At 58.0% G+C, this 22625-nt stretch carries 21 protein-coding genes, 1 tRNA gene and 1 pseudogene; 5 read left to right on the forward strand and 18 right to left on the reverse strand.

Annotation, left to right across the window (positions count from 1 at the left end):
* Positions 1–136 precede the first annotated feature (136 nt).
* The 3 genes from NBH12_RS02075 to NBH12_RS02085 all read right to left on the reverse strand — a co-directional run bounded on the left by NBH12_RS02075 (position 137) and on the right by NBH12_RS02085 (position 2776).
* Positions 137–358, reverse strand: a complete 222-nt coding sequence (locus NBH12_RS02075) for a transposase (RefSeq protein ID WP_003828126.1) — start codon at positions 356–358, stop codon at positions 137–139.
* Positions 359–995: 637 nt separating this feature from the next.
* On the reverse strand, positions 996–2162 hold the full coding sequence (locus NBH12_RS02080; RefSeq protein ID WP_250819119.1) for a sensor histidine kinase: 1167 nt from the start codon (positions 2160–2162) through the stop codon (positions 996–998).
* Between the two features lie 11 nt (positions 2163–2173).
* Positions 2174–2776: a response regulator gene (locus tag NBH12_RS02085; protein WP_003828121.1), complete on the reverse strand. Its 603-nt coding sequence runs from the start codon at positions 2774–2776 to the stop codon at positions 2174–2176.
* Positions 2777–3360: 584 nt separating this feature from the next.
* Here NBH12_RS02085 and NBH12_RS02090 point away from each other — a divergent pair.
* The gene (locus NBH12_RS02090) at positions 3361–4065 is read left to right on the forward strand and encodes an ABC transporter ATP-binding protein (protein ID WP_250819120.1); all 705 of its coding nucleotides are present in this window, start codon (positions 3361–3363) and stop codon (positions 4063–4065) included.
* Between the two features lie 25 nt (positions 4066–4090).
* Positions 4091–4783, forward strand: coding sequence for a hypothetical protein (locus NBH12_RS02095; RefSeq protein WP_019727740.1), 693 nt, complete (start codon positions 4091–4093; stop codon positions 4781–4783).
* A 47-nt stretch (positions 4784–4830) separates the two neighbouring features.
* Here NBH12_RS02095 and NBH12_RS02100 read toward each other — a convergent pair whose 3' ends face one another.
* From NBH12_RS02100 to rpsF, 6 genes are all read right to left on the reverse strand, one after another.
* Complete coding sequence (locus NBH12_RS02100) at positions 4831–5067, reverse strand: transposase (RefSeq protein WP_250819121.1); 237 nt, start codon at positions 5065–5067, stop codon at positions 4831–4833.
* A 229-nt stretch (positions 5068–5296) separates the two neighbouring features.
* Positions 5297–5370, reverse strand: a tRNA-Lys gene (locus NBH12_RS02105).
* Between the two features lie 229 nt (positions 5371–5599).
* Positions 5600–6046: a 50S ribosomal protein L9 gene (rplI, locus tag NBH12_RS02110; protein WP_003828114.1), complete on the reverse strand. Its 447-nt coding sequence runs from the start codon at positions 6044–6046 to the stop codon at positions 5600–5602.
* Positions 6047–6065: 19 nt separating this feature from the next.
* Positions 6066–6314: a 30S ribosomal protein S18 gene (gene rpsR, locus NBH12_RS02115; RefSeq protein WP_003828113.1), complete on the reverse strand. Its 249-nt coding sequence runs from the start codon at positions 6312–6314 to the stop codon at positions 6066–6068.
* 57 nt (positions 6315–6371) lie between these two features.
* The gene (locus tag NBH12_RS02120) at positions 6372–7016 is read right to left on the reverse strand and encodes a single-stranded DNA-binding protein (RefSeq protein WP_003828112.1); all 645 of its coding nucleotides are present in this window, start codon (positions 7014–7016) and stop codon (positions 6372–6374) included.
* Positions 7017–7064: 48 nt separating this feature from the next.
* Positions 7065–7355 carry a 30S ribosomal protein S6 gene (gene rpsF, locus NBH12_RS02125; protein ID WP_003828111.1) on the reverse strand — a complete coding sequence of 97 codons (291 nt, stop codon included), beginning with the start codon at positions 7353–7355 and terminating at the stop codon, positions 7065–7067.
* Between the two features lie 258 nt (positions 7356–7613).
* On the opposite strand from rpsF, the gene NBH12_RS02130 reads away from it, so the two are divergent.
* Positions 7614–8627, forward strand: a complete 1014-nt coding sequence (locus tag NBH12_RS02130) for a ribose-phosphate diphosphokinase (protein WP_003828109.1) — start codon at positions 7614–7616, stop codon at positions 8625–8627.
* Between the two features lie 290 nt (positions 8628–8917).
* Here NBH12_RS02130 and NBH12_RS02135 read toward each other — a convergent pair whose 3' ends face one another.
* Together NBH12_RS02135 and NBH12_RS02140 are read right to left on the reverse strand one after the other, a co-directional pair.
* Positions 8918–9805: a YggS family pyridoxal phosphate-dependent enzyme gene (locus tag NBH12_RS02135; RefSeq protein ID WP_250819122.1), complete on the reverse strand. Its 888-nt coding sequence runs from the start codon at positions 9803–9805 to the stop codon at positions 8918–8920.
* Positions 9806–9919: 114 nt separating this feature from the next.
* Positions 9920–11574, reverse strand: a pseudogene (locus tag NBH12_RS02140) (glycoside hydrolase family 127 protein).
* A gap of 41 nt (positions 11575–11615) precedes the next feature.
* On the opposite strand from NBH12_RS02140, the gene NBH12_RS02145 reads away from it, so the two are divergent.
* A complete protein-coding gene (locus NBH12_RS02145; RefSeq protein WP_236716293.1) occupies positions 11616–12185 on the forward strand; it encodes a substrate-binding domain-containing protein in 570 nt (189 codons plus the stop codon).
* 110 nt (positions 12186–12295) lie between these two features.
* Here NBH12_RS02145 and NBH12_RS02150 read toward each other — a convergent pair whose 3' ends face one another.
* From NBH12_RS02150 to dnaB, 5 genes are all read right to left on the reverse strand, one after another.
* Positions 12296–14116 (reverse strand): ABC1 kinase family protein, encoded by a 1821-nt coding sequence (locus tag NBH12_RS02150; RefSeq protein WP_065465626.1) that lies wholly within the window; start codon positions 14114–14116, stop codon positions 12296–12298.
* On the reverse strand, positions 14113–14397 hold the full coding sequence (locus tag NBH12_RS02155) for a phasin family protein (RefSeq protein WP_014483385.1): 285 nt from the start codon (positions 14395–14397) through the stop codon (positions 14113–14115). Before NBH12_RS02155 ends, NBH12_RS02150 begins: the two co-directional genes overlap by 4 nt.
* Positions 14398–14545: 148 nt before the next feature.
* Positions 14546–15298, reverse strand: a complete 753-nt coding sequence (locus tag NBH12_RS02160; protein ID WP_052788096.1) for a type 1 glutamine amidotransferase — start codon at positions 15296–15298, stop codon at positions 14546–14548.
* A 109-nt stretch (positions 15299–15407) separates the two neighbouring features.
* A complete protein-coding gene (locus tag NBH12_RS02165; protein WP_250819123.1) occupies positions 15408–16835 on the reverse strand; it encodes a Mur ligase family protein in 1428 nt (475 codons plus the stop codon).
* Between the two features lie 2 nt (positions 16836–16837).
* Positions 16838–18298 carry a replicative DNA helicase gene (gene dnaB, locus NBH12_RS02170; protein WP_025221094.1) on the reverse strand — a complete coding sequence of 487 codons (1461 nt, stop codon included), beginning with the start codon at positions 18296–18298 and terminating at the stop codon, positions 16838–16840.
* 382 nt (positions 18299–18680) lie between these two features.
* Between dnaB and NBH12_RS02175 the strand changes: the two genes are divergently transcribed.
* Positions 18681–20051 (forward strand): MATE family efflux transporter, encoded by a 1371-nt coding sequence (locus tag NBH12_RS02175; protein WP_250819124.1) that lies wholly within the window; start codon positions 18681–18683, stop codon positions 20049–20051.
* Between the two features lie 78 nt (positions 20052–20129).
* Here the strand turns inward: NBH12_RS02175 and NBH12_RS02180 are convergent, their stop codons facing one another.
* Both NBH12_RS02180 and NBH12_RS02185 read right to left on the reverse strand, forming a co-directional pair.
* Positions 20130–21956: a [protein-PII] uridylyltransferase family protein gene (locus NBH12_RS02180; protein WP_060618822.1), complete on the reverse strand. Its 1827-nt coding sequence runs from the start codon at positions 21954–21956 to the stop codon at positions 20130–20132.
* Positions 21957–22286: 330 nt separating this feature from the next.
* Positions 22287–22625 (reverse strand): P-II family nitrogen regulator, encoded by a 339-nt coding sequence (locus tag NBH12_RS02185; protein ID WP_003828096.1) that lies wholly within the window; start codon positions 22623–22625, stop codon positions 22287–22289.

The raw sequence follows: 22625 nt of genomic DNA on the forward strand, positions 1-22625 counted from the left end.
CGTGGCCGCGGACCGCGCCGCGTTGGTATAGGTATCGGATGGAACGGCCATGAAAAACAAAATATAAAAGGTGCTCCAGCTATGACCGTAAACGGTCGTTTTCGGTTCTTTTTGAGGCTTCTGCTGTTTTCGTGGGTTAGCTGACTGGTTCCACAGGCGTCTGTGGACCTTGCCGAGCGCGCCGCTCCGGCGTCAATCGCCGGAGGAACAGGTCGAACACGTCCTTGCCGTGCCCGTCGCGCGCCCAGATGCCTCGGCTTCGCTCGTGGTCGACGACCACGGTGATGCACGTGTGGCCCTTCCCGTGGCCGGTCTCGTCCACGCCGATCGACGTGAGACCGTCGAACAGCGACGGCATTCCGGCCTTGGGCCGGCCGGACCCTGCGGAGCGATGTCGCCCGCGGCGCGCCATGCGATATGCGGGAGACCACTCACGGTCTTCTGGTTAGCCACCGATCAGCCACGCGCACTCCGCCTCGAAATCCCGGGATGCCGGTAAACATCGTCTTGCGCCGCAGGAACTGTTCTACGACGATATCGTTTCCGGTGATTTTCCCTATGCACGCGCGATTATTCTCACCGCTACAGTGATCGGAACGTCACCATGCAAAAAACGCCGTGAACGGACGAGAGCGAAGGTTTCGATTGCTGCTGAGGTGTTTAACGGGTTGGGCACGGCAACTCATGTGGTCGAATCCGCCAAGAGCGACATCGTCATTTTCATGGGACAGACGATGTGGTCATTGGGGCTCGGCCATCAGAGGATGCACGATGGTGAGGAAACCAGCCGGCATATCCCCTCGTCATTGATCAACGACAGTATCCTATCCACCCACGTCCATAGAGGAGGCACTGCAGTCTCAGCAATTATCGGCCTGCGATGGAAATAGAATAAAATGATATTTCCGCGTTTTGATTGTTGTATTCGTCATACTGGAGTATTAATCTGTGATGGATTATTTGTTGTTTTTTAAAAGTTCTCGCTGTACTTGGTTTCAAGTTTTTGTTGTCTCCATATGACTCAGCGGAATTTTGGCGTAGAGCACCCACAATCCATCATCGCTTCTATAGTTAAGTTCGCCTCCCATTTCCTGTATTCGTTTTGAGTGCAGTGAAAGGCCCCTTCCCGATTGTTCGAATGCAGTCAGCGCCGATCCGGCTGCAATATCATTCATCTCGCTAATTTCCATTGACGAGGGTGACAGCCTGACGATCAACTCGAACGAGCCATTGTGCGGCAAGCTATGACGTTGTATGTTGTTGCATATCTCTTTTATTAGAGATAGCACTTCTTCCTTTTCTTCCTGCGTAGTTTTAATGCAAAATCCCTCGATGGTCGCATCCCCTTCATAACCCAGCGCATGAAGATGGCTGCATCTTTCATCCAACAGATTACGCAGTTCAACCATGAATGTCGTTTCTGATTTCGCATCCTTGTCTTCCGAGGAAAGGATGTCTATGATGTCGTGCACTTGCGTGAACGCCTCTTGGCTATGTTCAAGAACGATTGCCCAATCATCGCCGTCGGGTATGTTGTCATCGATATGAATTCGAGCCATTAATGAGATATCCGAAAGATTATTGGTCAAGGAATCATGTATCTGTATTGCAAGACGATTCTTCTGCTTCATATAATCAAGCCGCTGAAGCTGAAGCTGCAATTTCAACCTTTGCTCTTCTCTGATAAAAGCCTGTTGGCGAAGCGCTACCAATCTGCCGGCAAGCAAGCTGGCCAAGAACATGACCGTGACCGACACGGAAACGAAAACATTGAAGTTTCCCACCATAACGCTTCGCGCTATATACGTACAGGAACAAATCAGCATTGCGATCAGCCATTCAGACACGGTTCCGGAGAACGCAAGAATGCCGAGAGCGATGAGCATGCCGCTGACAACGAAGGGACTGTCCTGAGTGAGGGAGATGGAGATCGCGGAACCTGCAACAATGATGGCCCAGCATGTTTGGTCGTTGATGACGGGGAGAAGGACAAAGGAAACCGCAAGCACTCCATAGAGCATTGCCGGCAGAAGAGGCATGGGACCGATTTGGATTATCTCCATCAGGGCAAGAGACAGCCCCAGCAGCGACAGAAGGGACAAACAGGGATGTGCCACATAGTGTCGAATTATTTTTGACGGAAACGTAAACGCCATATTCATGGAAATCCTCATCAACGATTAAGATGCATCCAAGCGGAAATCAATGCACGGTTGTTCGCTACCCCCAGCTTGGACGCGGCATGTTCAAGATGGGTGCGCACCGTGGTCTGACCGATCGATAACTCCTCCGCTATATCGGACATCGATCTCCCTCGCGACCATCGATCAACGATTTCCATTTCACGAGGGGACAGATCCTTGTTCTTTGCCGACTTCAGTCGCAAAAACGAATCGTGGGCATTCAGGAAACAATCAGAACAGACTCCCCTTTCCCTGATCTGCAGCAAAGCCTCGGCGATTGTTTTCGGATTGTCCTTATGTATGATTCCCTGGGCGCCCGAAGCCACCGCTTCAGCGGCATATTCGGCGACGCTGAACGATGTCATCATCAGTACGGATGTCTTCCAATTCTCTTTTCTGATCGTCCGGCACACTACTAATCCGTTGATGTCGGACATGGAGACATCGGCCAGCAGAAGATCCGGGCAGCGGTGCGAAGAACAGATGGATATGGCTTCGGTGCCGGTATCGACTGGGGCAAGAACCGTGCAGCCGGGAAGTAGACGTTTGAGACTGGCTGAAAGCAATCGCAATGCCAGCCGGTCGTTGTCCATGATCAGGAGCGTCGGCAAAGGTTTCACGAGTCCCCCTAAACGTGGCAAACGGGAACGAACGTTCCACGGGTCGGCGGAAGTCTGACACGCATATGACACATGCCGTCTCTCCACTATAGCCGCTTAGTGGCAATGGAGATAGTCCTCCATGGTGATTGCCTCCACGATGCTGAAGATACGGTCCAGGTTTCGCGGCACAGTTCCCATCCGGGAATCGACGCATGCGCTGAAGTTGGCGCAGGAAAGATGTGACGCAAGACACGTTGACCTCAGATGCAACCCGGAAACACAGCAGTCTGATTTCGCTCCGATGACAACCGATTCCCTTGTTATCTCAGGCCCAGAGAATCTACGTCGGCCCCTGAAAGGGGTGTGGCGACAGCCTGACCGCGCCAGATAATCCTCATTTTCGAGGATGAGACCTTGGTCCATGGCGAAACCCTTCGTAATCTAACGAATGCCCGTACAAATGAACGGGATCAACAGTCCGGGGAGCCAAGCAAAGACAGGGAACTGTCAGAGTTTGCCCTCCTAAAGCGATAAGGAGGTGGGCTGTCTTGCGGGGTCATCCAAAAGGAGATGAAATGAAATCGCTATCGGCGACTCTCTACTGCAACAGGGTGTCGAAAACTATCGGCGGAAAACCGGTCCTGAACGACATATCATTCAGCGCGTATCCCGGAGAAACCATCGCCCTGATCGGCCCGAACGGGGCCGGTAAGACCACGCTGCTCAAAACCTTGGGTGGTCTGATCGCCCCCGACCAAGGTGAAACTAATATCCGCGGCCGTATCATGAACCCCGAGAACCGCGACATGCTATTGAGACAGGTCGGCATGCTGATCGGCATTCCCGTCTTCGAGCGAGGCATGAGCGTACGGGCCATCCTCCACAAGCATCTAGCGTTCATGCGATGCGACTGGTCCCCCGACGAAACAATGGAATGGGTCGGCTTGGCCTCCATGGGGGATTTACCGGCCGATACCTTGTCCATGGGCAACCGCATGCGCCTTGCACTGGCAACGGCCCTGGCGCATCATCCCACGCTCCTGCTCCTGGATGAGCCGATGAACGGGTTAGACCCCACGGGTATGAAGCTGTTTTGCCGCATCATCCGGGAAGAGAACAAACGAGGAGTCACGGCCATCATCAGTGCGCACATGCTCGCCCAACTCGAAACCATCGGAGACCAGGTCATCGTCATCAATCACGGTTCCGTCAAAGCGCAACATGCCACGAGCGACATCAACGACCTGGAATCCTACTATTTCCGCCACACTCAGGACTAACACAAACGACCAAGGAGCATGTCCCATGCTGGATGTCTACCGCATCGAACGACAATACACCTCGTATAGGTTCTACCTGTTTCTACTGGCCGCCACTCTTATCGGCAGCTCGCTGTCGTTGCTGTTCTTCAGGATCGTGGGTATCGCCCGAGTCGATCATCTCGGTTTCCTGGTTTCCGACTTAACGGTGGCCGTGACCTGCGCGGTCGCCACCGCCGGCTGCTCCATCGCCTCAACCGCCCACTACGCCCGTATCATCATTCCGGCCTACTCCGGCACGGGCCGCGTAATCACCTATGCATGGCCCTGCGGCAGAGCCCCATTGTTCTTGGTAAAAAACGCGATAATCTGGTCCGGCACGTTCCTCGCCACATGGGCCGGCATGTCGGCGCCCCTGATTCCCTACGCACTATTGACCGGAGACGGTTCCCGTCTCCCCGCATTGGCAAGCATGATGGTCGAAGCTCTCGGCGTTGCCATACTATCCGCCAGCGTAAGCGTCATCAGCGGGCTGATTGGACTGCTGCGAGGCTCGGGCGTCACCGCAATCGTGGCGGCAATCATCCTCGGCTCCATAGCCGCCAACGGCTTTGCCAACAGCGACGCCAAAGGCTGGACGGTTGTCATTGAAATTGGAACCTGCCTCGTTTTTGCGATTACGGCACTCTGCGCAACAATCAATAAAGCTCGACATATCACGAAAGAAGACGTAATTTGACCAATGCACATCCCCAGAAAAAGTAAGGCTTCTGCTGTTTTCGTGGGTTAGATTGCGGGTTGTGGCAGCCGGATGTCGAGTCCGCCGCATCGGAGCATGACCAGGGCGATGAGGTTGGTGACGTGGTGGAAGCCGTAGGCCATGCGGATGGCGACCTTGATCCCGTTGTTGAACGCCTCGAGCCCCGCGTTCGAACAGCCCGGGTGAACCGGCCGCCGGGCTCCGCCCCCCGGCGCCGATGCGACGACCACGCCGCACATGGGGCAGTCGACGCGCGGCATCATGGCGGCCGGCCCCACCCTCCAGCAGCCGAGATCCCGGTGCCGCCAACGGCCCAACGGGGGATCAGAAATTCGACCGAAGAAGATGTATCTCGCCGCTAAAGAACTCGGCGTAACCATTAGCGATCTGACCGACGATACCTACTATCGCCAGGATGAGGATTTCATCAGCAGAATTAAGCCGGAAAACAAAAAGACCCCGGCCGATAATCGACCGGAGCCTTCCGAACTGTGCCCCCGCAGGGATTCGAACCCTGGACACGCTGATTAAGAGTCAGCTGCTCTAACCAACTGAGCTACAGGGGCTTGGTTAGACGCTGCAGTGTTTCATGCAACAGGTGATAAATATACTCAAATCTGAGACTCTCGCAAGCTTCGGCGTGTCGCGTGTAGACGAGCCGATTATCAATCAGCACACCATCGAAAAAAACTTGCCGCAATTCACGAAAAACCCCGCACGGCAATCGCCGCACGGGGTTCAATGCTTAAGCTCAGACTGTCAGTCTGAAAGATTCCAGCGCAAGGCCGGAATAGCTCACTCGGCCACTACCTTCACGAAGAAGGAAGCGGTAATCTCCGGGTGGAGGGCCACCTTGGCGGGGAAATCGCCGGTGGTCTTGATGGTCTCGACCTCGATGGACTTCGGGTTCACCGGAGCCTTGTCGGACAGAGCGATGGCGATAGCCTCGTTGGAAATACCACCGAACAGCTTGCCGGACTCGGACACCTTGGCGGCGATCTCGACGGTAGTGCCCTCGATAGCGTCCTTGGCGGCAATAGCTTCCTCACGGGTAGCAACGGCCTTGGCCAGACGAGCGCGCTTCATAGCGGTAATCTGAGCCTCAGCACCCTTGGTCCAGGCGAAAGCCAGGCCCTGCGGGAACAGGTAGTTGCGAGCGTAACCGGACTTGACGTCGACGACGTCACCGGAGTGGCCCAGGTTGGCCACGGTCTGGGTAAGAATAACCTTAGTTTCAGCCATTGTTCAAAGCCTCCCTAACTCAGCGACCCGAGGTGGCGTACGGCAGCAGAGCCATCTCGCGGGCGTTCTTGATAGCCTTCGAGAGTTCGCGCTGCTCCTGAACGGTCACACCGGTGATACGACGGGAACGGATCTTGCCGCGATCGGAGATGAACTTGCGCAGCAGCGCAACGTCCTTGTAATCGATCTCGGTGATCTTGGCGGCCTTCAAGGGGTTCGGCTTCTTCTTGAACGGCTTGACCGGCGGTTGCGGCCTCTTACGTGACATGATGTTCTCCTTGTAAATCTTGATATTGATTGCTGCTAATCAGCGGGTAAGTATCGATCAGAACTCCGGATCGGAATCGTCACCGCCACCGAAATCGGAGGAAGCGCCGAACGTGGAGAAGCTGCCGGAATCAGAGGAGCCGGCGTTGCTCCACGGATCAGTTGCCGGAGCGGACTGTGCGGCCGGGTTGGACGGGGCAGACTGCTGGGAATATCCAGCGCCACCCTGATAACCGCCCTGATAGCCACCCTGGTTGCCGTAGCCCTGACCGGGCTGCTGGCCACCTTGGAAGCCGCCGTTGGAACGACCCTGGAAGCCGCCCTGGCTAGCCTGACGGGTCACCTGTGCAGTGGCACGAGTCAGAGACGGGCCGATTTCATCGACTCGCAGCTCAACAACCGTGCGCTGGGTACCATCTTGGGCCTGGTAGGAACGCTGGGTCAAGCGACCCTGCGCGATAACGCGCATGCCCTTGGACAGACTGTTGGCGATGTTGGAGGCCAACGACGAAGTACGACCATCCCAAGCCGAGCAGTTCATGAACAGCGTATCGCCGTCCTCCCACTGATTCGTGTTGCGGTTGTACTGACGAGTGGAAGCCGCAATGGTGAAGTTCACCACAGTGGAACCGCTGCCAATAGTACGCAGCTCAGGATCGCGGGTAAGGTTACCGACTACGGTAATAATCGTTTCGCCTGCCATGCCATTGCCTTCTTACTTACCAGCTATTCAGCTGACTTAACGCTTAATTCAGCCCTTACGAAGAATCTTCGTACGGATCACGGATTCGTTGAGGTTAAGAACACGGTCAAGCTCATCGCTGGTAGCGGGCTCGGCGGTGTACTTCACCACGACGTAGTTGCCTTCAGTCTTACCGGCAATCTCATAGGCGAGCTTGCGACGGCCCCAGTAATCGGGCTCATCGAAAGAACCGCCTTCCTTGGTGACGAGTTCCAGATACTGCTCGGTCAGCTTCTTCAGACCGCGCTCATCCAGCTCAGGATCGGCGATGAACATCAGTTCGTACTTGTGCGCAGACATCACCCACCTCCTTCGGACTATTCGGCCACGGACGTTCCGTGGCAGGAGTGTGTATGCGTGTTAATCATAGGGTGATGCAGATGCACTCCACCCTGTGAGCAACTTGCCTATCCTATGGTCAGGGCGAGACAGTGCCGCATGTTCATCAACGATTGCAGCACTCTTACAACACAGCCCCACTTCACGGCACGCGCTGCGGTGGGGTGCTAGTACACTGGTTAAGGCTAAAAACACTGCAACACAAAAGGATGCGAAAGCATGTCGGCAATTCTTGAAGGCACTCCGGATAAACGACTCGTTTTGGTCACGGGCCGCGCCTACCCCGAGCTGGCCGAGAAAGTGGCCGAATGCCTGGGCACTGAGGTTCTCGAGACCACCGCTTACGACTTTGCCAACGGTGAGATGTACGTGCGGTTCACCGAGCCGGTGCGCGGTGCGGACGTGTTCGTGCTGCAGTGCCATTCAGGCGATATCAACAAGTGGATCATGGAACAGCTCATCATGATCGACGCTTTGAAGCGCGCCTCCGCCAAGTCGATTACCGTGGTGGCCCCGTTCCTTGGCTATTCTCGTCAAGACAAGAAGCACCGCGGCCGCGAGCCCATCACCGCTCGCCTGATTTTTGACCTGTTCCGTTCCGCCGGCGCTGACCGCATTATGACGGTTGATCTGCATGCCGCCCAAGAGCAGGGTTTCTTCGATGGCCCGGTCGACCATCTGACCGCCATGCCGGTGCTGCTTGACTATGTGCGTTCCGCCATTGACCTGAACAACACCACCATCGTCTCCCCTGATGCCGGCCGTATCAAGGTGTCCGAGCAGTGGGCCGCCAAGTTGGGCAACCTGCCGCTGGCCTTTATCCATAAGCAGCGCGACATCACCCGTCCGAACCACGCCGAGGCACACGGCATCATCGGTGATGTCGACGGTCGCGATTGTGTGGTGATCGACGATATGGTCGACACCGCCGGCACTATTTGCGAGGCCGTGCGCACCCTGAACGAATCCGGCGCCAAGTCGGTGACGCTGGTCGCCACCCATGGCTTGCTCTCCGGCCCGGCTGTGGAACGGCTGTCTCGTTGCGGCGCTCATGAAATCGTGTTCATGGATACCGTGCCGATTCCCGAGGAAAAGCGTCTGCCGAATATGACCGTGCTGTCTTGCGCGCCTCTGCTGGCCGCCGGTATCCGTTCCGTGTTCGAGGAAGGTTCCGTGGCGATTCTGCTGGAGGGGCTTCCCGAGGACATGCGTCCGCGCAATATCTACGCGTGATTGCTCTATTTCGATATTCATAAGGTCGTCACTTGATTGCGACGACCTTTTCTATGTATCGCGACACCTTATTCGTATTACCAGCTCCTCTTAGCGACAGAAATTTAGGAAATGAGCCCACTCTTCCTGAAATCCTGTCACTGAGCACAACTGAGTGACAGGATTTTAGGAAGATAGGACTCATTTCCGGAAATCCTGTCACTAAGACGAAGTCAGCGACAGGATTTCAGGACGAAGCCGATTCTTTCCTAAAATTCTGTCGCTAACAGACAAATAAAACTAGGAATACCTCAGATAAAAGCGCGCTCGCCGAAGATGGCGGTGCCGACGCGCACGATGGTGGAGCCCTCTTCGATGGCATAGGCCATATCGTGGGTCATGCCCATGGAAAGCTCCTTACAGCTGGCAGTGCCTTCTGCACCGGAGGCCAGAATCTGGTCACGGGTACGGCGCAGATGCGCAAAGCCCGCACGAATGGCGCGTTCGTCGTCCACATGGGCGCCGATGGTCATCAGTCCCTGCAATTCAAGGCCGCCCATGGCACCGATACGCTGCGCCAAATCGATGGCATGGCTCGGAGCACACCCCGACTTGGATTCCTCGCCGGATTCGTTGACCTCCAGCAGCACTCCGACCGTGATGCCGCGCATGGTGGCGCGGCGCGCAATCTTCTCCGCCAGTTCGATGGAATCCACCGATTCGATGGTGTTCACCACCGGCAGCACTTTGCCGATTTTATTGGCCTGCAATTGGCCGATGAGATGGAACGGAATATGATTCGCGGCATTGGCCGATGCACCAGTCGAATCGGAATCACCGACGCCGTTCGCAGCGCCAGACGCCGCTGCGCCGTTGAAAGCCCCAGCCTCGCCAATCACGCCCAACGACATTCCACGCTCCGAAAGCAAGCGCGTCAATCCCGGAGCCTTGACCGTAACCTCCTGTGGCCGATTCTCGCCGATGAGATGGATACCGGCACCAATCGCGGCCATAATCTCGCCAACGTCACGCGTTTTGGTTGCGGCCAAGAGCTGCACCGAACCAGCTTCCCGCCCGGCCATGGATTCGGCCGCAGCGATACGATCAAGCACCCGATGCACGCCGTCCGTGATCTCCTGTGCCCGCGATTGATCGATGATCTCGTTGGCGAGGTCCTTGTGATCCATATATGCCGTCATTATTGCTCTCCCCAGTGAATCGACACCCCATCATACCCCGCATATGAGAAAGCCTCCCGCCGCTGTTCAGCAGTGGGAGGCTCACCCAATGGAAGGAGAATAGAGGGGTAAGAATTATCGTCTGAGCCAGACCCTCATCTGGCCGACCTCGCGGTTGGCCCATGAGTAGTACGGCACCAGTGTCAGTATGGCTGCTTCAGTGGCTGGCGCAACGTCGGCGGACGCATATAGCGCGGCGTCATCGCTATCAGCCCGCTCACGCACAGCCGGCAACGAGACGGTATCCACACTGCCCAGCAAATCAGACTGGAACTCGGTCTTAGCGGCAGCGGCATCAACGCCATCGGCCAAACGGTAGTTCCACAGATCACCGGGGTTGTCGGCCTGCTCGACGCAGTAGACCAGCAGGCCGCGCATGACGGCCACCTGGCCGGCGTCGGAACGCACTCGGGAGTTGGCACGCACGAACTTGACGGACATATCAAGCTCCAACGTATCGCCCGCGTTGACCATCAGATACACAAAGCCATCTTCAGGCTGAGCCACGGCAGACTTGCCATTGACGGTCAGTGCATAAGAGCCCAAGGCCAACCGGGGATACGCAGTCCGAATCGGACCGAGCTGTCCGTAGCGCTGGCGGGCAGGCTCACCGTGTATTCCACGTGACCGTTCCACGGGAAGTCCGAACGCTGTTCAACCGTGAGTCCGGAAGCGAACTCGGCCTTATCGGCGATGAACTGGTGGCTGAGCACGGTCTTGCCACCGTCGCGCTCGGTGTAGATGTAGCGGTCCACGGAAGCACAGGTCTCACCGTACATCGTGTCGTTCGGCAGATCGTAGTCGTAGGTGAACGACTCGCCCACGTGGGTGGAACCGATTGCACCAGTGACATACATACGACGGGTGACGATGTTCTTCCAGAAACGCTTGGCGGTGTCGATCAGCCCCTGATCGCCGAGCAACCGACCTACATGGGCGCCGGTGCACAGGTAGCCGACGCGCACGGCGTGGCCGTCCGCGGTCTGCTGGCCGCGCACGGGTTCGGCAGCCTGGAAGTAGGTGGGCTTGTAGAAGCCGAGGTCAGGGAAGATGTTGTCGCCGTTCAACGCCTTGAGCTGCTTGGCGTAGAACTGCGGATCCCGGCCGCGCACGTCGATGAGGTACTGGGAAAGCGTCAGGTAACGCTTCTCGCCGGGCTCCTCATACAGCTTGGCGAGGGCGAGCTCAATCTCCGGGTGGCCGTCGGCACCGTGAATCTTGCCTTCTTCGGGGCCGAAGTTGGCGTCCAGACAGCCGGCCATCTTCTTGGCGACCTCAAGGGCCTGCTCATTGCCGGTCACCTGATGGTAGGCGACGGCGGCCTCGATGTAGTGACCCATCACATACATCTCGTGGCTCTGCTGAATCAGGCTGAAGCGCGGGCGGTCGGCCCATACGCCGGACTTGACCTGATACGGAGTGTCCAAGTAGCCGTCCGGCTGCTGAGCGCGGGCGATGAGATTGACCGTGCGATCGCACAGCGCCTTGAGTTCGGGATCCGGATGGTAGGCCAGCGCATAAGCGGCTTCCTCAAGCCACTTGTAGACGTCGGAATCCTGGAACACCATGCCGTGGAATTCGTCGTCCAATTCGCCGGCGACAACCTTCAGATTGGCGACCGCGTGGCTTTTGTTGTCAGCCAGCTGGTTGCCGGCCGGGTCGTCGGGCACTGTGGTGTCGATTTCGTCGTTCATCACTCACCACTGGTAGGGGATGACGGATTCGACGATCTGGTCGCGACGCCGCGCTGGAACGTCAGCATGTCGAGAAACTGCGGTCCCTCAAGGTCGACGGTCTACTCATCGTGCAGCGCGAAACCAACCCCCGGCCCACGCTTGGCCATGACTGGGGCGTGCCACTGGTCTACGTCTACGGCCCCTCCACCGATACCGAAGATTGTTCGGTCACCTGTGACAATGTGGACGCCGGTTGCATGGCCATCAACCATCTCATTTCTTGCGGTCGCCGGCACATCGCCATTATCGGCGGCGGCGAAACCTATACCGCTGCCACCGACCGCACCAAGGGTGCGCTCGAGGCACTGGCTGAGCTGGGCATCGAACCGGCCGGACCAATCCGGTATGGCAAGTGGGATGAGAGTTGGGGCCGCGCCGCCACCCGCCTGCTGCTCGATCAGGGCGTCACGTTTGACGCTGTGGTCTGCCAAAACGACCAGCTGCCCGAGGCTGCATTGACGTGCTCAAGCAGCAGGATCTACGCATTCCGGATGACGTCGCCGTTATCGGCCGACGATAACTGGTCGGTACTGACCTCCAACTCGGGGCCCGCACTGACGTCAATCGACAACGAAACCGAAACTATCGGACGGCGTGCGGCATGATACTTGGTCGATGCCATCGACGGCAACCCGCATCACGGTGTCGACTACGTACCCTGCCACCTTATCCAGCGCGAATCCACCCTCCCGCTGGACTGATATCAATCGATACCCTACCGCTTCTTGGTTTTGCGGCCCTTTAAGTAGATGTCGATGACGATCCATACGCCGAGGGCGAAGGCCACGACGTAGCCCATGAAGCCGATGACCGGAATGCCGAAGATAATCGGCTTCATGCCGGCGTAGTAGACAATCGACGAGCCAACGAACAAACCGACCACAATCAGGGCCATCGTCAGACGATTCACCATATCCGAAAGCAGCTGGAACGGCTCTTCGGAGCCGACCAGTTCCATGTTGACACGCAACTGACCACGGGTCAGCATACGGGCCACGGTCTTGAGTTCGGTCATGGTGCTGAGCGTGGCATGCAAAGCCTGATGCCCCTCAACGCCCAGCGACTTGATCTCGTCTTTGGTGGCGTTCTTCAGCGATTTCGACGTGGCGATATGGTCGGAAATGATTTCGATCATATTCACATCAGGAATGAACTCGTCCAGCAAGCCTTCGAGCGTAACCAACGCGCGGCCGATGGTGGTCACCGTACTGGGCACCTCAATGTTGTGGCGGCCGGCCATCTGCGTCAGCGCGGTCAGGAAGGCGGCGATGTCTAGTTCGGCCAAATCCACGGTGCCGAATTCCTTGACGATCACGTCCAAATCGGCCAACAGCGCGGGATAGTCCTCCGGATCGGCCTCGGTGCCGGCGAATCGCAGCAGCCCCTCGGCCAGAGCAGGCGAATCCTGTTTGGCGACGGCGAAAATCATTTCTTTGAGGACTGTACGGGTGCGCTGGTCGAGCCGACCGGTCATACCGAGGTCGATAAGTACAATCTGGCCGCCCCGGATGAGGATATTGCCGGGATGTGGGTCGGCGTGGAAGAAGCCGTCGTCGAGAATCTGTGTGGCGTAATTGTCGACGAGCTTGGTGCCGATCTCCTTCAAATCATAACCGGCGTCGATGAGCTGGCCCGGGTGGGAGACGGAGATGCCGTCGATGTACTCCATGACCACCACATGCTCGGTGCATAGTTCGGCGTACACCGTCGGGCAGTCCATGTATTTGAATCGGACGGAGAAGCGCTTGAATTCGGCGAGATTGCGGGCCTCGATCAGAAAGTCGGTCTCCGATTCGAAGGTGTCCCACAGCTCCTCGACCACGCCCTTCAGGTCCACGATCTGTGAGGTGCGAATCACCTTAGTGGCGGCCTTGGCTATGGAGCGCATGATGGAGACGTCCTGGGCCATGGTTTCGCGCACACCCGGGCGCTGCACTTTAATGGCCACATCTTCGCCGGTTTTCAACGTGGCGCGATACACTTGCGCCAGTGAAGCAGAGCCCAACGGCTTGGGGTCGATATGCGCGAACACCTCGTCGGCGGGACGCCCGTATTCGGCGGCAAGCACATCCAACACCGTGGAATACGGCATCGGGTCGGCGTCGGCGCGCAGTTTGGCGAGTTCGTCGCAGAAGCTTTGCGGCAGAATCTCGGAGCGCATCGACAGAATCTGGCCCACTTTGACGAACGTGGGGCCGAGCGCCTCGAACATGAGGCGCATTTTGACCGGAGTCAGGCCGTGCAGCACGTCAAATTGCTCGACGATTCTGGTGATCTGCCCGAGTCGTTTGATCTTGCCACGGCGCGTCAGATGGTAGCGCGTGGCGAAATCGTTCCTGCGTCCGAACAATGCCAGCGTTTCGTCGGATACGCCGGGGGTCGCCTTGTCAACGGTCCGCTTGAGCGTGTCCGACGTGTCGGCGGATCGGTTCGCTGCCGCCTCACGTTCGGCTTTCGCAGGCGTCAGAATAGGGTCGACCCTGCTGGAAAGCGGGGTCGACTCTGATTCCGGCGTAGTGCGTGTGGGCTTGGTCACTCGGCCTTGCCCTCGTCAGCGGGCTTGTCGGCGGCGCTGGTGTCGGCTGCGGCAGCAGCTTTGTCACCGGCTTCGGCAGCGGCCTTCTTGACGTCATCCACCGTCTCGCTCACCTTGCGCTTGAGCTCGGTGTTCAGGGCCTTGCCCTGCTCAACGGTGATCTCGCCCTTCTTGACGAGCTCATCGACAAGCTCGCTGCTCTTCTCGTATCCGGTGGCAAGGGCACCGATGCCCGCCAGCAGGACCTTGCGCAGGCCATCGCCCAAATCAAAATCAGCCATGATACCCCTCCTTCGAGGTCCGACATGGCCTGGTGCCATGTCTCGTACCACCAAGCCTAGCGCAAACAGCAGGGCAATGTACTAGACCCTCAGACTGATTTCGGCTGGTTTTTCGCTGATTGGTACTTACCGAGGCCTCACCGAGAATTCACCGAGGACGTTCGGCGGCAGCCTTGCGCGCGTTGGTGGCCACTTGATCGAGCCGGGCGAGTTCCTTGGCCTGTTCGAGGGTCTGATCGGACGTATCGAACGTACCGTAACGACGAGTCACGGCGGTTTCGATAAGGAAATCGCTGATGGCGGGGTTTTTAGGTAGCAACGAGCCGTGCATGTAGGTGCCGATCACGTTGTGCACGCGCGCGCCCTCGGTATGGTCTTCGCCGTTGTTGCCACGGCCATCCTGATCGACCGTGCCGAGCGGCTGTACGCCGTCGCGCAGGAATGTCTGGCCGGAGTGGTTTTCGTAACCAATCACATCGCCGAATTGATCAGAGTGCTCAACCAGATTGCCAATCATGCGCACGTTCTGGCCTACGGTGTAGGCACCGATGACGCCGATGCCGTCCAGTCGGGTACCGTCCACGGTTTCGAAGTATTCGCCGAACAGCTGGTACAGGCCGCAAATCATAAGCATAGGGGTACCGTCTGCGGCCAGCGAGCGCAGCAGCTCGGCACGCATGTAGAAGTCATCAATAATCTTCTTTTGACCGGTGTCCTGACCACCACCGCCCAGAATGAGATCGACATGCTCCGGCCAGTCATCACCCTGATTGTATTGGTGAATAACCGGCTCATAACCGTACAGGCTCAGTCGACGGCTGACAGTCAGCACATTGCCCGAGTCACCGTAGATGTTCATGTCCTTCGGGTACAGGGACATGATGTCGATTATCTTGCTCATGTCACGTTCTCCTTGTCGATATCCCCGCCGGTGGGAAGTGGAGAGTTCCCGATCCGGGCTATTTCTACTCTCCCGCTGGCGGGAGGTGGCGCGAAGCGCCGGAGGGTGGTTACTTGCCTACGCCTGCGTCTCGCACTTCGGTGATGCGGCCCAGCACTGCTCGGGTCTTGAGCATGGCGGTGTACGTGCAGTAGATGTGTTTGCGTTTGCCGGGGTTGGTGTTCACGAATGCGGTGACCGCCTGCTCGAGGTCGGTGTTCGTATTGGCGACCGGCACTTGATCGTAGCCCAGTCGCAATGCCATATCCCAAGCGCGCACGCCGGAGACCATGTTTACACCGGACTCGCGCAGTGAGGTAAAGTCCACATCCCACAGCCAGCTCATGTCGCGTCCGTCCGCATATTCGTCGTTGATGGCGATCATGGTGTCCGCGCCGGCCGGACTGAAGCTGGCCAGCGCGAGACGGAAGCCCATTGGATTTTTGACCAGCAGTAGCTCGACCGGGGACCCGTTCACATCGATGACCTCGCCGCGCCCGAATGCCGGGGTGACGCGGGAAACCGCGGCGATGAGATCGTCTGCGGATACGGCACAGGCATTGGTTGAGGCTACGGTTTTGGCGGCAGCAGTGTTGTCTTGCATTACCGCACGGGCCACAGCCAGTGCGGCTGCGGCGTTGTAGAGGTTGTAGACGCCTTCGAGTTTGACATCGGTGGCGTAGTCTTGGCCGTCCATGTGGAAGGTGGCATGGTGGTCACCAACCGCGGTGAGGATCACATCGGCGGGAAGGTCATGCTGACCACCCTCCGGCGCTGACGCGCCACCTCCCGCCGGCGGGAAGCCATCTTCCCGCCCCCGCTGGCGGGGGCTGTCCGACACAGTCGGACTGGGGGTGGTTGTCGTTTCCGCACTTACCGTCGTGGCCATATCGTCATCGGACGGGAAGAAGTGCTTCAAATCGTCCGTAAGACCGAAGTAGCGCACCGCAGTGCCGGCTGGCACTTTGGCAGCGAGCGCTGCAATACGCGGATCCTCGCGGTTGAGCACCACGGTTCCGGTGGTAGCTTCAGCCACATGGCTTAACAGGTGGGCAGTCGTGTCGATTTCGCCGAAGCGGTCAAGCTGGTCGCGCATCACGTTGAGCAATAGGGTATAACGGGGCTTGACCTGCTTCACGAAATGCACGGCATACGCCTCATCCAATTCCAGCACGGCGATGTCGGCGTCCAGTTTGCCGGCAAGATTCACCTCGGTGAGCAACGCGGAGACCACGCCACGCACGAAGTTCGAGCCGGTGGGATTGGTGAATACCTTCAATCCCAAATCAGAAAGCATCGAAGCGACCATGCGGGTGGTGGTGGTCTTGCCGTTCGTGCCAGAAACCAGTACCACGCCGAGCGGCAGCTGATCCAGTGTGCGAGACAAGAATCCGGGGTCGATTTTCTCCACGACCTTGCCTGGCAACGCCGAACCACCATGCCTGGTGATGCGGGAAGCGAAGCGAATCAATCGGCCTACAGCCACGGTGGCAAACATGATCACACCCCCTGATTGGCGTTGTAATCCTGCGGCATGTCCTTGAACTTGGACGTGGCGCCGAGGAAGGCGAGGTGGAAGGTCTCGGTCGGACCGTTACGGTGCTTGGCCATGATGATGTCGGCCTCACCTGGGCGGTCTTCCTTGTCATAGAAGTCCGGGCGGTGCACCAGGAACACCACGTCGGCGTCCTGTTCGATCGAACCGGATTCACGCAAATCGGAGAGCTGCGGCTTCTTGTCGTTACGCATTTCCGGGCCACGGTTCAGCTGGGACAAGGCCACAACCGGCACTTCGAGTTCCTTGGCCAAGAGCTTCAGGGCACGGGAAAATTCGGAAACCTCTTGCTGGCGGGATTCCACGGCTTTACCCGAGGTCATGAGCTGCAGGTAGTCGATGACCACGAGCTTCAGGTCATTGGTCTGCTTGAGTCGGCGGCACTTCGCACGGATCTCCATGAGGCTCATGTTCGGGCTGTCGTCAATGAAGAACGGCGCGTTTTGCATCTTGTTCCAGAAATTGTTCAACGTGTTCCAGCGTTCGGGCGTGATATCGTCCGCGCGGCGCAAGGCGGCCATCGGAATATTGGTCTCGGCGGAGATAATGCGCTGGGCAAGCTCCACCTTGCTCATCTCGAGGCTGAATACCACGGAAGTCATGTTGTGATGCAGCGCTGCGGCACGGGCGAAGTCGATGCCAAGCGTGGACTTGCCCATGGCCGGACGTCCTGCGACGACGATCATCTGTCCAGGCTGCAGACCTTGGGTTACGTCATCGATGTCTCGGAAGCCGGTCGGCACGCCCTTCTGGACCAGACCGTTCTGCAGTTTGTCCAACTGGTCGAGCGCGTCATGCACCACCGGGCCGATGGCGGCATAGTCCTGACGGACCTTGCCCATGGACATCTCATAGATTTCGGACTGGGCAAGATTGACCACATCCTCGGCCTGTGAGCCTTCGGCAGAGTAGCCGAGCTGTGCAATCTTGGTGCCGGCAGCAATCACGTTACGCAGAATCGCCCTTTGGTGGACGATTTCGGCGTAATACATGGCGTTAGCAGCAGTAGGGACGGAGGCCACCAGACTATGCAGATAATCCGCGCCGCCAACTTTCTCAAGATTGCCATCGGCAAGCAGCTGGTTGGCCACAAGCACCACATCCACCGGCTGGCTGGCGGAGAACAGATCAATGATGGCGTTATATATCGTCTGATGCTTCGGCTGGTAGAAGTCGGTCACGTCGATGGTCTGCGACACCTCGCCGATGGCATCCTTGCTCATCAGCATGCCGCCGAGCACGGCCATTTCCGCGTCGTCGTCATGCGGCGGCACGCGGTCGAAAATCGGGTCGCCAGCAGCTGTCGCCCCGGATGCCCCGCTACGGCTGCCACGATCGGCGCCGCCCTGATAGCTGGCGCCGCCCGAGTAACCGCCTTGATTTGAAGTGTCGTTTCCTTCTGCCATAGCCACCAAGTATAGAGAGAGCAGCGCCCGACGGAAGATATCGTACGGTAACGAAGTAATTACGTGAATATGCGAGCGCCAGAAGATACCGCCCCTAGAAGCCTCCACTCCGTATTTCGCCACCGCAAAAAGGGAAGATGCGATGACTTACATATTGGTATGTGCTTATGCGTTTTTATGCACAACCAATTCAGCAGTTATTCATCAATGAGACATCGCGGCAACACGCGGAAGTTGAAATGTGGATAGAGAAAAAAGTTATCCACATTTGGGGGATAACTTTGGGGATAATCCACTGAGTTATCCACACATGGGGGATAACTTGGTGGACAGAGGGGGGATAACTTGATGTAGTCCTTAAAGCTGCTTGCGCGATGAAACAATGCATGGTATGCGTGTGAGCGTGCACATAGATCCTTCCTCCACCGACGGCAACGGCCGAACCGCCAATCGCCGCATCATCGCGCTGGCATTGCCTACGTTTGGGCAGCTCATCGCCGAGCCAACCTTTGTGCTTATCGACACGGCCATCGTTGGCCATATTGGAGACACGGCGCTTGCGGGTCTTTCCATCGGTTCCACCATCATTCTGACCGCCGTTGGGCTATGCGTTTTTCTGGCCTACTCGACCACAGCACAAGTGGCGCATCTGCTCGGTGCGGGGCACCGCCGCGAAGGTTTGCAGGCCGGCATCGACGGACTTTGGCTGGCTTTGGGCATCGGCATCGTGCTGAGTCTCGGCCTATTCGCCGGAGCCGAGCCGCTGTGCCGGGCGCTGGGCGGACAAGGTGCCGTTTTGGACCAGGCGGTCGCCTATACACGCGCCATTGTGCTGGGTGCCCCTGGCATGCTGCTGGTATACGCAGCGAACGGCATCTTCCGCGGATTGCAGAAAGTGCGCATCACCCTGATTGCGGCGGTGAGTGGCGCCGTAATGAACGCGGTACTTGATGTGCTGTTCGTAATCGTGCTGCACTGGGGTATTGCCGGCTCGGGCATAGCGACCCTGATAGCGCAATGGTATATGGGACTGTTTCTGGTCGCGCCGGCCATTCTCTGGGCGCGCGCGGACGGAGCGAGCCTCAGACCGCGGATTGCCGGCATCGCTGCAGCAGGCGGCGACGGACTACCATTGTTCATCCGCACGCTGGCGATTCGCGCGGCGATGGTGGCTACCGTCGCCTGCGCGGCGCGCATGGGTACCTCTGTGCTCGCCGGTTTTCAAGCGGTGAACTCCTCTTGGAATTTCGCGATGAACATGCTGGATTCAGTGGGTATTGCCGGGCAAACGCTTGTGGCCACCGCATTGGGTGCGGGCAGCGTAAGCCGAGCCCGTCAATTGACCCGAGCAACCGGGCGTGCAGGACTGGTGGCCGGCGCAATCATCGGTGTGGTCTTTGCAATAGTCGGACTATTTGCCGGACACCTGTTCTCCCCCACGCCGCATGTTCAGATACTGATTGCCGTTGGCATGGTGACTATGGGCGTGTTCTTCCCCTTACAAGGTTGGATGATGGCGATTGACGGCATTCTGATTGGTGCGCGCGATTACCGCTATCTGGCCGGCACCTGCACATTGACTGCTGTGGTCTATATTGCCCTGATACTGGTGTTGGCCAGTATCGTGACACCGATAATGCCTAACGATCTGTCACGGACCGCGATGCTCTGGGCAGCGTTCAACGTGGTGCTGATGGGCGGACGAGGCCTGTTCAACGGACTGCGCGTGCGGTCGGACGTCTGGATGAAGTAGTTCACAACAATCACGGCCGCACTTCTCTCCCCCACCCGGCTGCGCCGGGAGTCCCCTCGTCAGAGGGGACTTGGATTGCTACATCACGGCGCGCACGGCTGCGTACATGCCATGCACAATCTGTTCACGCCACTTGGACCAGCCGTATTGTTTGGTGATGCTCTCGCCGGCGGTGGCACCCAACGACGAGCCATCAGCACGGGTCAGATCGAACAGCATATCAAGCAAGAGCTTGTTATGGTGCAGACGGTCGGCCAGTTCCTCAGCCACGGCCGGGTCGTTGGGATCCTTGCCTGTGGCATATTCGGATAGTGTCAGATGCTCACGTACCAGCACGGTGACCCAATCGATAATCTCCGACGCATACCCCATACGTTTGAGAATCACCGGTACATGGCGAGCTCCTTCGGCGGCATGATCGCGCACGAATGCTCGCTTGCCGATATCGTGGGTGATGCCCGCCAGAAGCAATGCCTTGAAATGGTCGTCGTCATATCGGCTGCCGGACGGCGTCTCGCGGGTCAGCCGCGACGCGACCTCCACCATATGCCGGTCGATGGTGTACCGGTGGGCGGCCGAAGCGGACGGACGATTGCGGATGCCGAGCCATTCGGGCATCCACCGGCCGGGAATATCCACAAAGTCAATGCTCTCCCACACATCCAACAACTCAGGCCCACAGGCCAGCAGCCGGACGAACAGTTCGCGCGACTCATCATCCCATTGGTTGTCATGAATCGGACAGTTTTTGAGGTTGACGAGTGTGGACGGGTTGATGGGCAGCCCAAATTCTCCGGACGCCACAGCCGCGCGCAGCGCCAATGTCGGATTCTTGGCAGGATCGACGCCGGGGGCCAACACCAGTTCGCCCTCATGTTTGGCCACACCGGGAGCCACCACATCGAATTGCGGAGCCTCGCGTCTGCCGCCTGCGCGCTGCGAAAACATCTGGAAGAACGCGAATCGCGGCTTTTCATGGGTGAGCGAATGTTCGGCACGCGAAGCGGTGGAATCCAGCGAAAAGGAAATGCGCCGGCCTATGCGGGCGAGCAGCGTCTGCAGATCGTCAATGGAATAGGCGGCACGCTCGTTCTCCGGCCACGTCGGATCGGCAAGACCCAACATGGCAGCCACCTTGGCCTGATACGGCGTAAGCAGCAGATTGGTGTCTTTCCCGGCCGCCAGATGAATGCAATCGCGAACGTCAAGCAAGCGTTCAACGGCCTCATCGTAGATGCCATGCGGGCGGTCGGCCAGCCATGAAGCGGCAAGCGCGGAGACCAGCACCGAATCACGCAAGCCTCCGCGGGCCTCTTTGATATCGGGCTGATTGATGTATTGAAGACGGCCGAACTCGTCCAGTCGAGATTTAGCCGAGTCGAGCAGCTCGGGCAGCCTCTTGCGCGCGGCCTTGCGCCATCGTTCCAAGATGGAGGTGGCAGTGGTCTGTATCAGTTCCGTATCTCCGGCGATAGGTTTGACATCAAGCCACCCCATGGCGGCGGGCAGGTCATGATCAGTGACCTCCTCGCACTGGGCGCGGGTGCGAATCGAATGGTCGAGGTCCAAGCCGCTATCCCACAGGGGGTACCAAAGTTTATTGGCCAGTTCATTGAGTTGCTGGTCGTTGAGGGCGCGGGGCTCATAGATGATGACCAGGTCAAGGTCCGAGCTGGGGCCGAGCTGCCCTCGGGCGAGGGAACCGACCGAAGCGAAGCCGATACCGGAATCGGGCACGCTGAATGAAACACCTTTGCAGGCTTCTTGCCATAACTCGGTGAGGCACTGCATGGCCAATTCCGTGCGGGCCTTACGCTTGGCTGAACCATTCCGGTAGATGCCAGCGTCATCCGGCTGGCTCATATCCATGAATCGTTGCTTCAAGCCATCTACTGCTGACGCCATCGCTCCATCTTTCATCGATGATTATGTCATTTCGCGTTTCAAGGGGCTGATTTGTCGTTTCCCGGAGGTCTATCTCCGCTTCAAGGGGCTGCCACCAATTCGTATACAGCTTATTCGGAGATCGAGCTCTACGTCATTCCGCCATTTTCAGAGCGCGGATACTTCACCAACAGCCCCTTGAAACGGAAGTAGACCTCCGGAACGGGATGAATCAGCCCCTTGAAGTCCAAGTACCCCAACCACCACAAAAATCCCCGCACGGCCATACGGCAGCGTGCGGGGATCTGTCTATTTGATAGCCCGAACCTCTCTCAGGGGAACGGACGCCTATCAGATTGCGGCGGAACCGGTCTCGCCGGTACGCACGCGGGTCACGGAGTCAAGCGGAGCGACCCACACCTTGCCGTCTCCGATGGTGCCGGAGCCAGCGGACTTAACGATCACACCGACCAGCGTCTCGGCGTCGGCGTCATCGGCCAGCACCTCAATGCGAATCTTCGGAATCAAATCCACGGTGTATTCGGCGCCACGGTAGACCTCAGTGTGACCGCGCTGACGGCCGTAGCCGTTAGCCTCGGACACGGTCAGACCGTGCACACCGGCGGCCGCGAGGGCCTCCTTGACGTCATCGAGCTTATGAGGCTGAATGATAGCGGTGATCAGCTTCAT

Origin of the sequence: Bifidobacterium sp. M3-N-101 (genome assembly GCF_023656805.1) — a bacterium.
GTDB lineage: Bacteria > Actinomycetota > Actinomycetes > Actinomycetales > Bifidobacteriaceae > Bifidobacterium > Bifidobacterium breve.

Excerpts from the sequence above, each read along its gene's own strand:
- NBH12_RS02075 (WP_003828126.1), bottom strand. The coding sequence starts at position 358 with ATGCCGTCGCTGTTCGACGGTCTCACGTCGATCGGCGTGGACGAGACC.
- NBH12_RS02080 (WP_250819119.1), bottom strand. The coding sequence starts at position 2,162 with ATGAATATGGCGTTTACGTTTCCGTCAAAAATAATTCGACACTATGTG.
- NBH12_RS02085 (WP_003828121.1), bottom strand. The coding sequence starts at position 2,776 with ATGGACAACGACCGGCTGGCATTGCGATTGCTTTCAGCCAGTCTCAAA.
- NBH12_RS02090 (WP_250819120.1), top strand. The coding sequence starts at position 3,361 with ATGAAATCGCTATCGGCGACTCTCTACTGCAACAGGGTGTCGAAAACT.
- NBH12_RS02095 (WP_019727740.1), top strand. The coding sequence starts at position 4,091 with ATGCTGGATGTCTACCGCATCGAACGACAATACACCTCGTATAGGTTC.
- NBH12_RS02100 (WP_250819121.1), bottom strand. The coding sequence starts at position 5,067 with ATGATGCCGCGCGTCGACTGCCCCATGTGCGGCGTGGTCGTCGCATCG.
- rplI (WP_003828114.1), bottom strand. The coding sequence starts at position 6,046 with ATGGCTGAAACTAAGGTTATTCTTACCCAGACCGTGGCCAACCTGGGC.
- rpsR (WP_003828113.1), bottom strand. The coding sequence starts at position 6,314 with ATGTCACGTAAGAGGCCGCAACCGCCGGTCAAGCCGTTCAAGAAGAAG.
- NBH12_RS02120 (WP_003828112.1), bottom strand. The coding sequence starts at position 7,016 with ATGGCAGGCGAAACGATTATTACCGTAGTCGGTAACCTTACCCGCGAT.
- rpsF (WP_003828111.1), bottom strand. The coding sequence starts at position 7,355 with ATGTCTGCGCACAAGTACGAACTGATGTTCATCGCCGATCCTGAGCTG.
- NBH12_RS02130 (WP_003828109.1), top strand. The coding sequence starts at position 7,614 with ATGTCGGCAATTCTTGAAGGCACTCCGGATAAACGACTCGTTTTGGTC.
- NBH12_RS02135 (WP_250819122.1), bottom strand. The coding sequence starts at position 9,805 with ATGACGGCATATATGGATCACAAGGACCTCGCCAACGAGATCATCGAT.
- NBH12_RS02155 (WP_014483385.1), bottom strand. The coding sequence starts at position 14,397 with ATGGCTGATTTTGATTTGGGCGATGGCCTGCGCAAGGTCCTGCTGGCG.
- NBH12_RS02160 (WP_052788096.1), bottom strand. The coding sequence starts at position 15,298 with ATGAGCAAGATAATCGACATCATGTCCCTGTACCCGAAGGACATGAAC.
- NBH12_RS02165 (WP_250819123.1), bottom strand. The coding sequence starts at position 16,835 with ATGTTTGCCACCGTGGCTGTAGGCCGATTGATTCGCTTCGCTTCCCGC.
- dnaB (WP_025221094.1), bottom strand. The coding sequence starts at position 18,298 with ATGGCAGAAGGAAACGACACTTCAAATCAAGGCGGTTACTCGGGCGGC.
- NBH12_RS02175 (WP_250819124.1), top strand. The coding sequence starts at position 18,681 with ATGCATGGTATGCGTGTGAGCGTGCACATAGATCCTTCCTCCACCGAC.
- NBH12_RS02180 (WP_060618822.1), bottom strand. The coding sequence starts at position 21,956 with ATGGCGTCAGCAGTAGATGGCTTGAAGCAACGATTCATGGATATGAGC.
- NBH12_RS02185 (WP_003828096.1), bottom strand. The coding sequence starts at position 22,625 with ATGAAGCTGATCACCGCTATCATTCAGCCTCATAAGCTCGATGACGTC.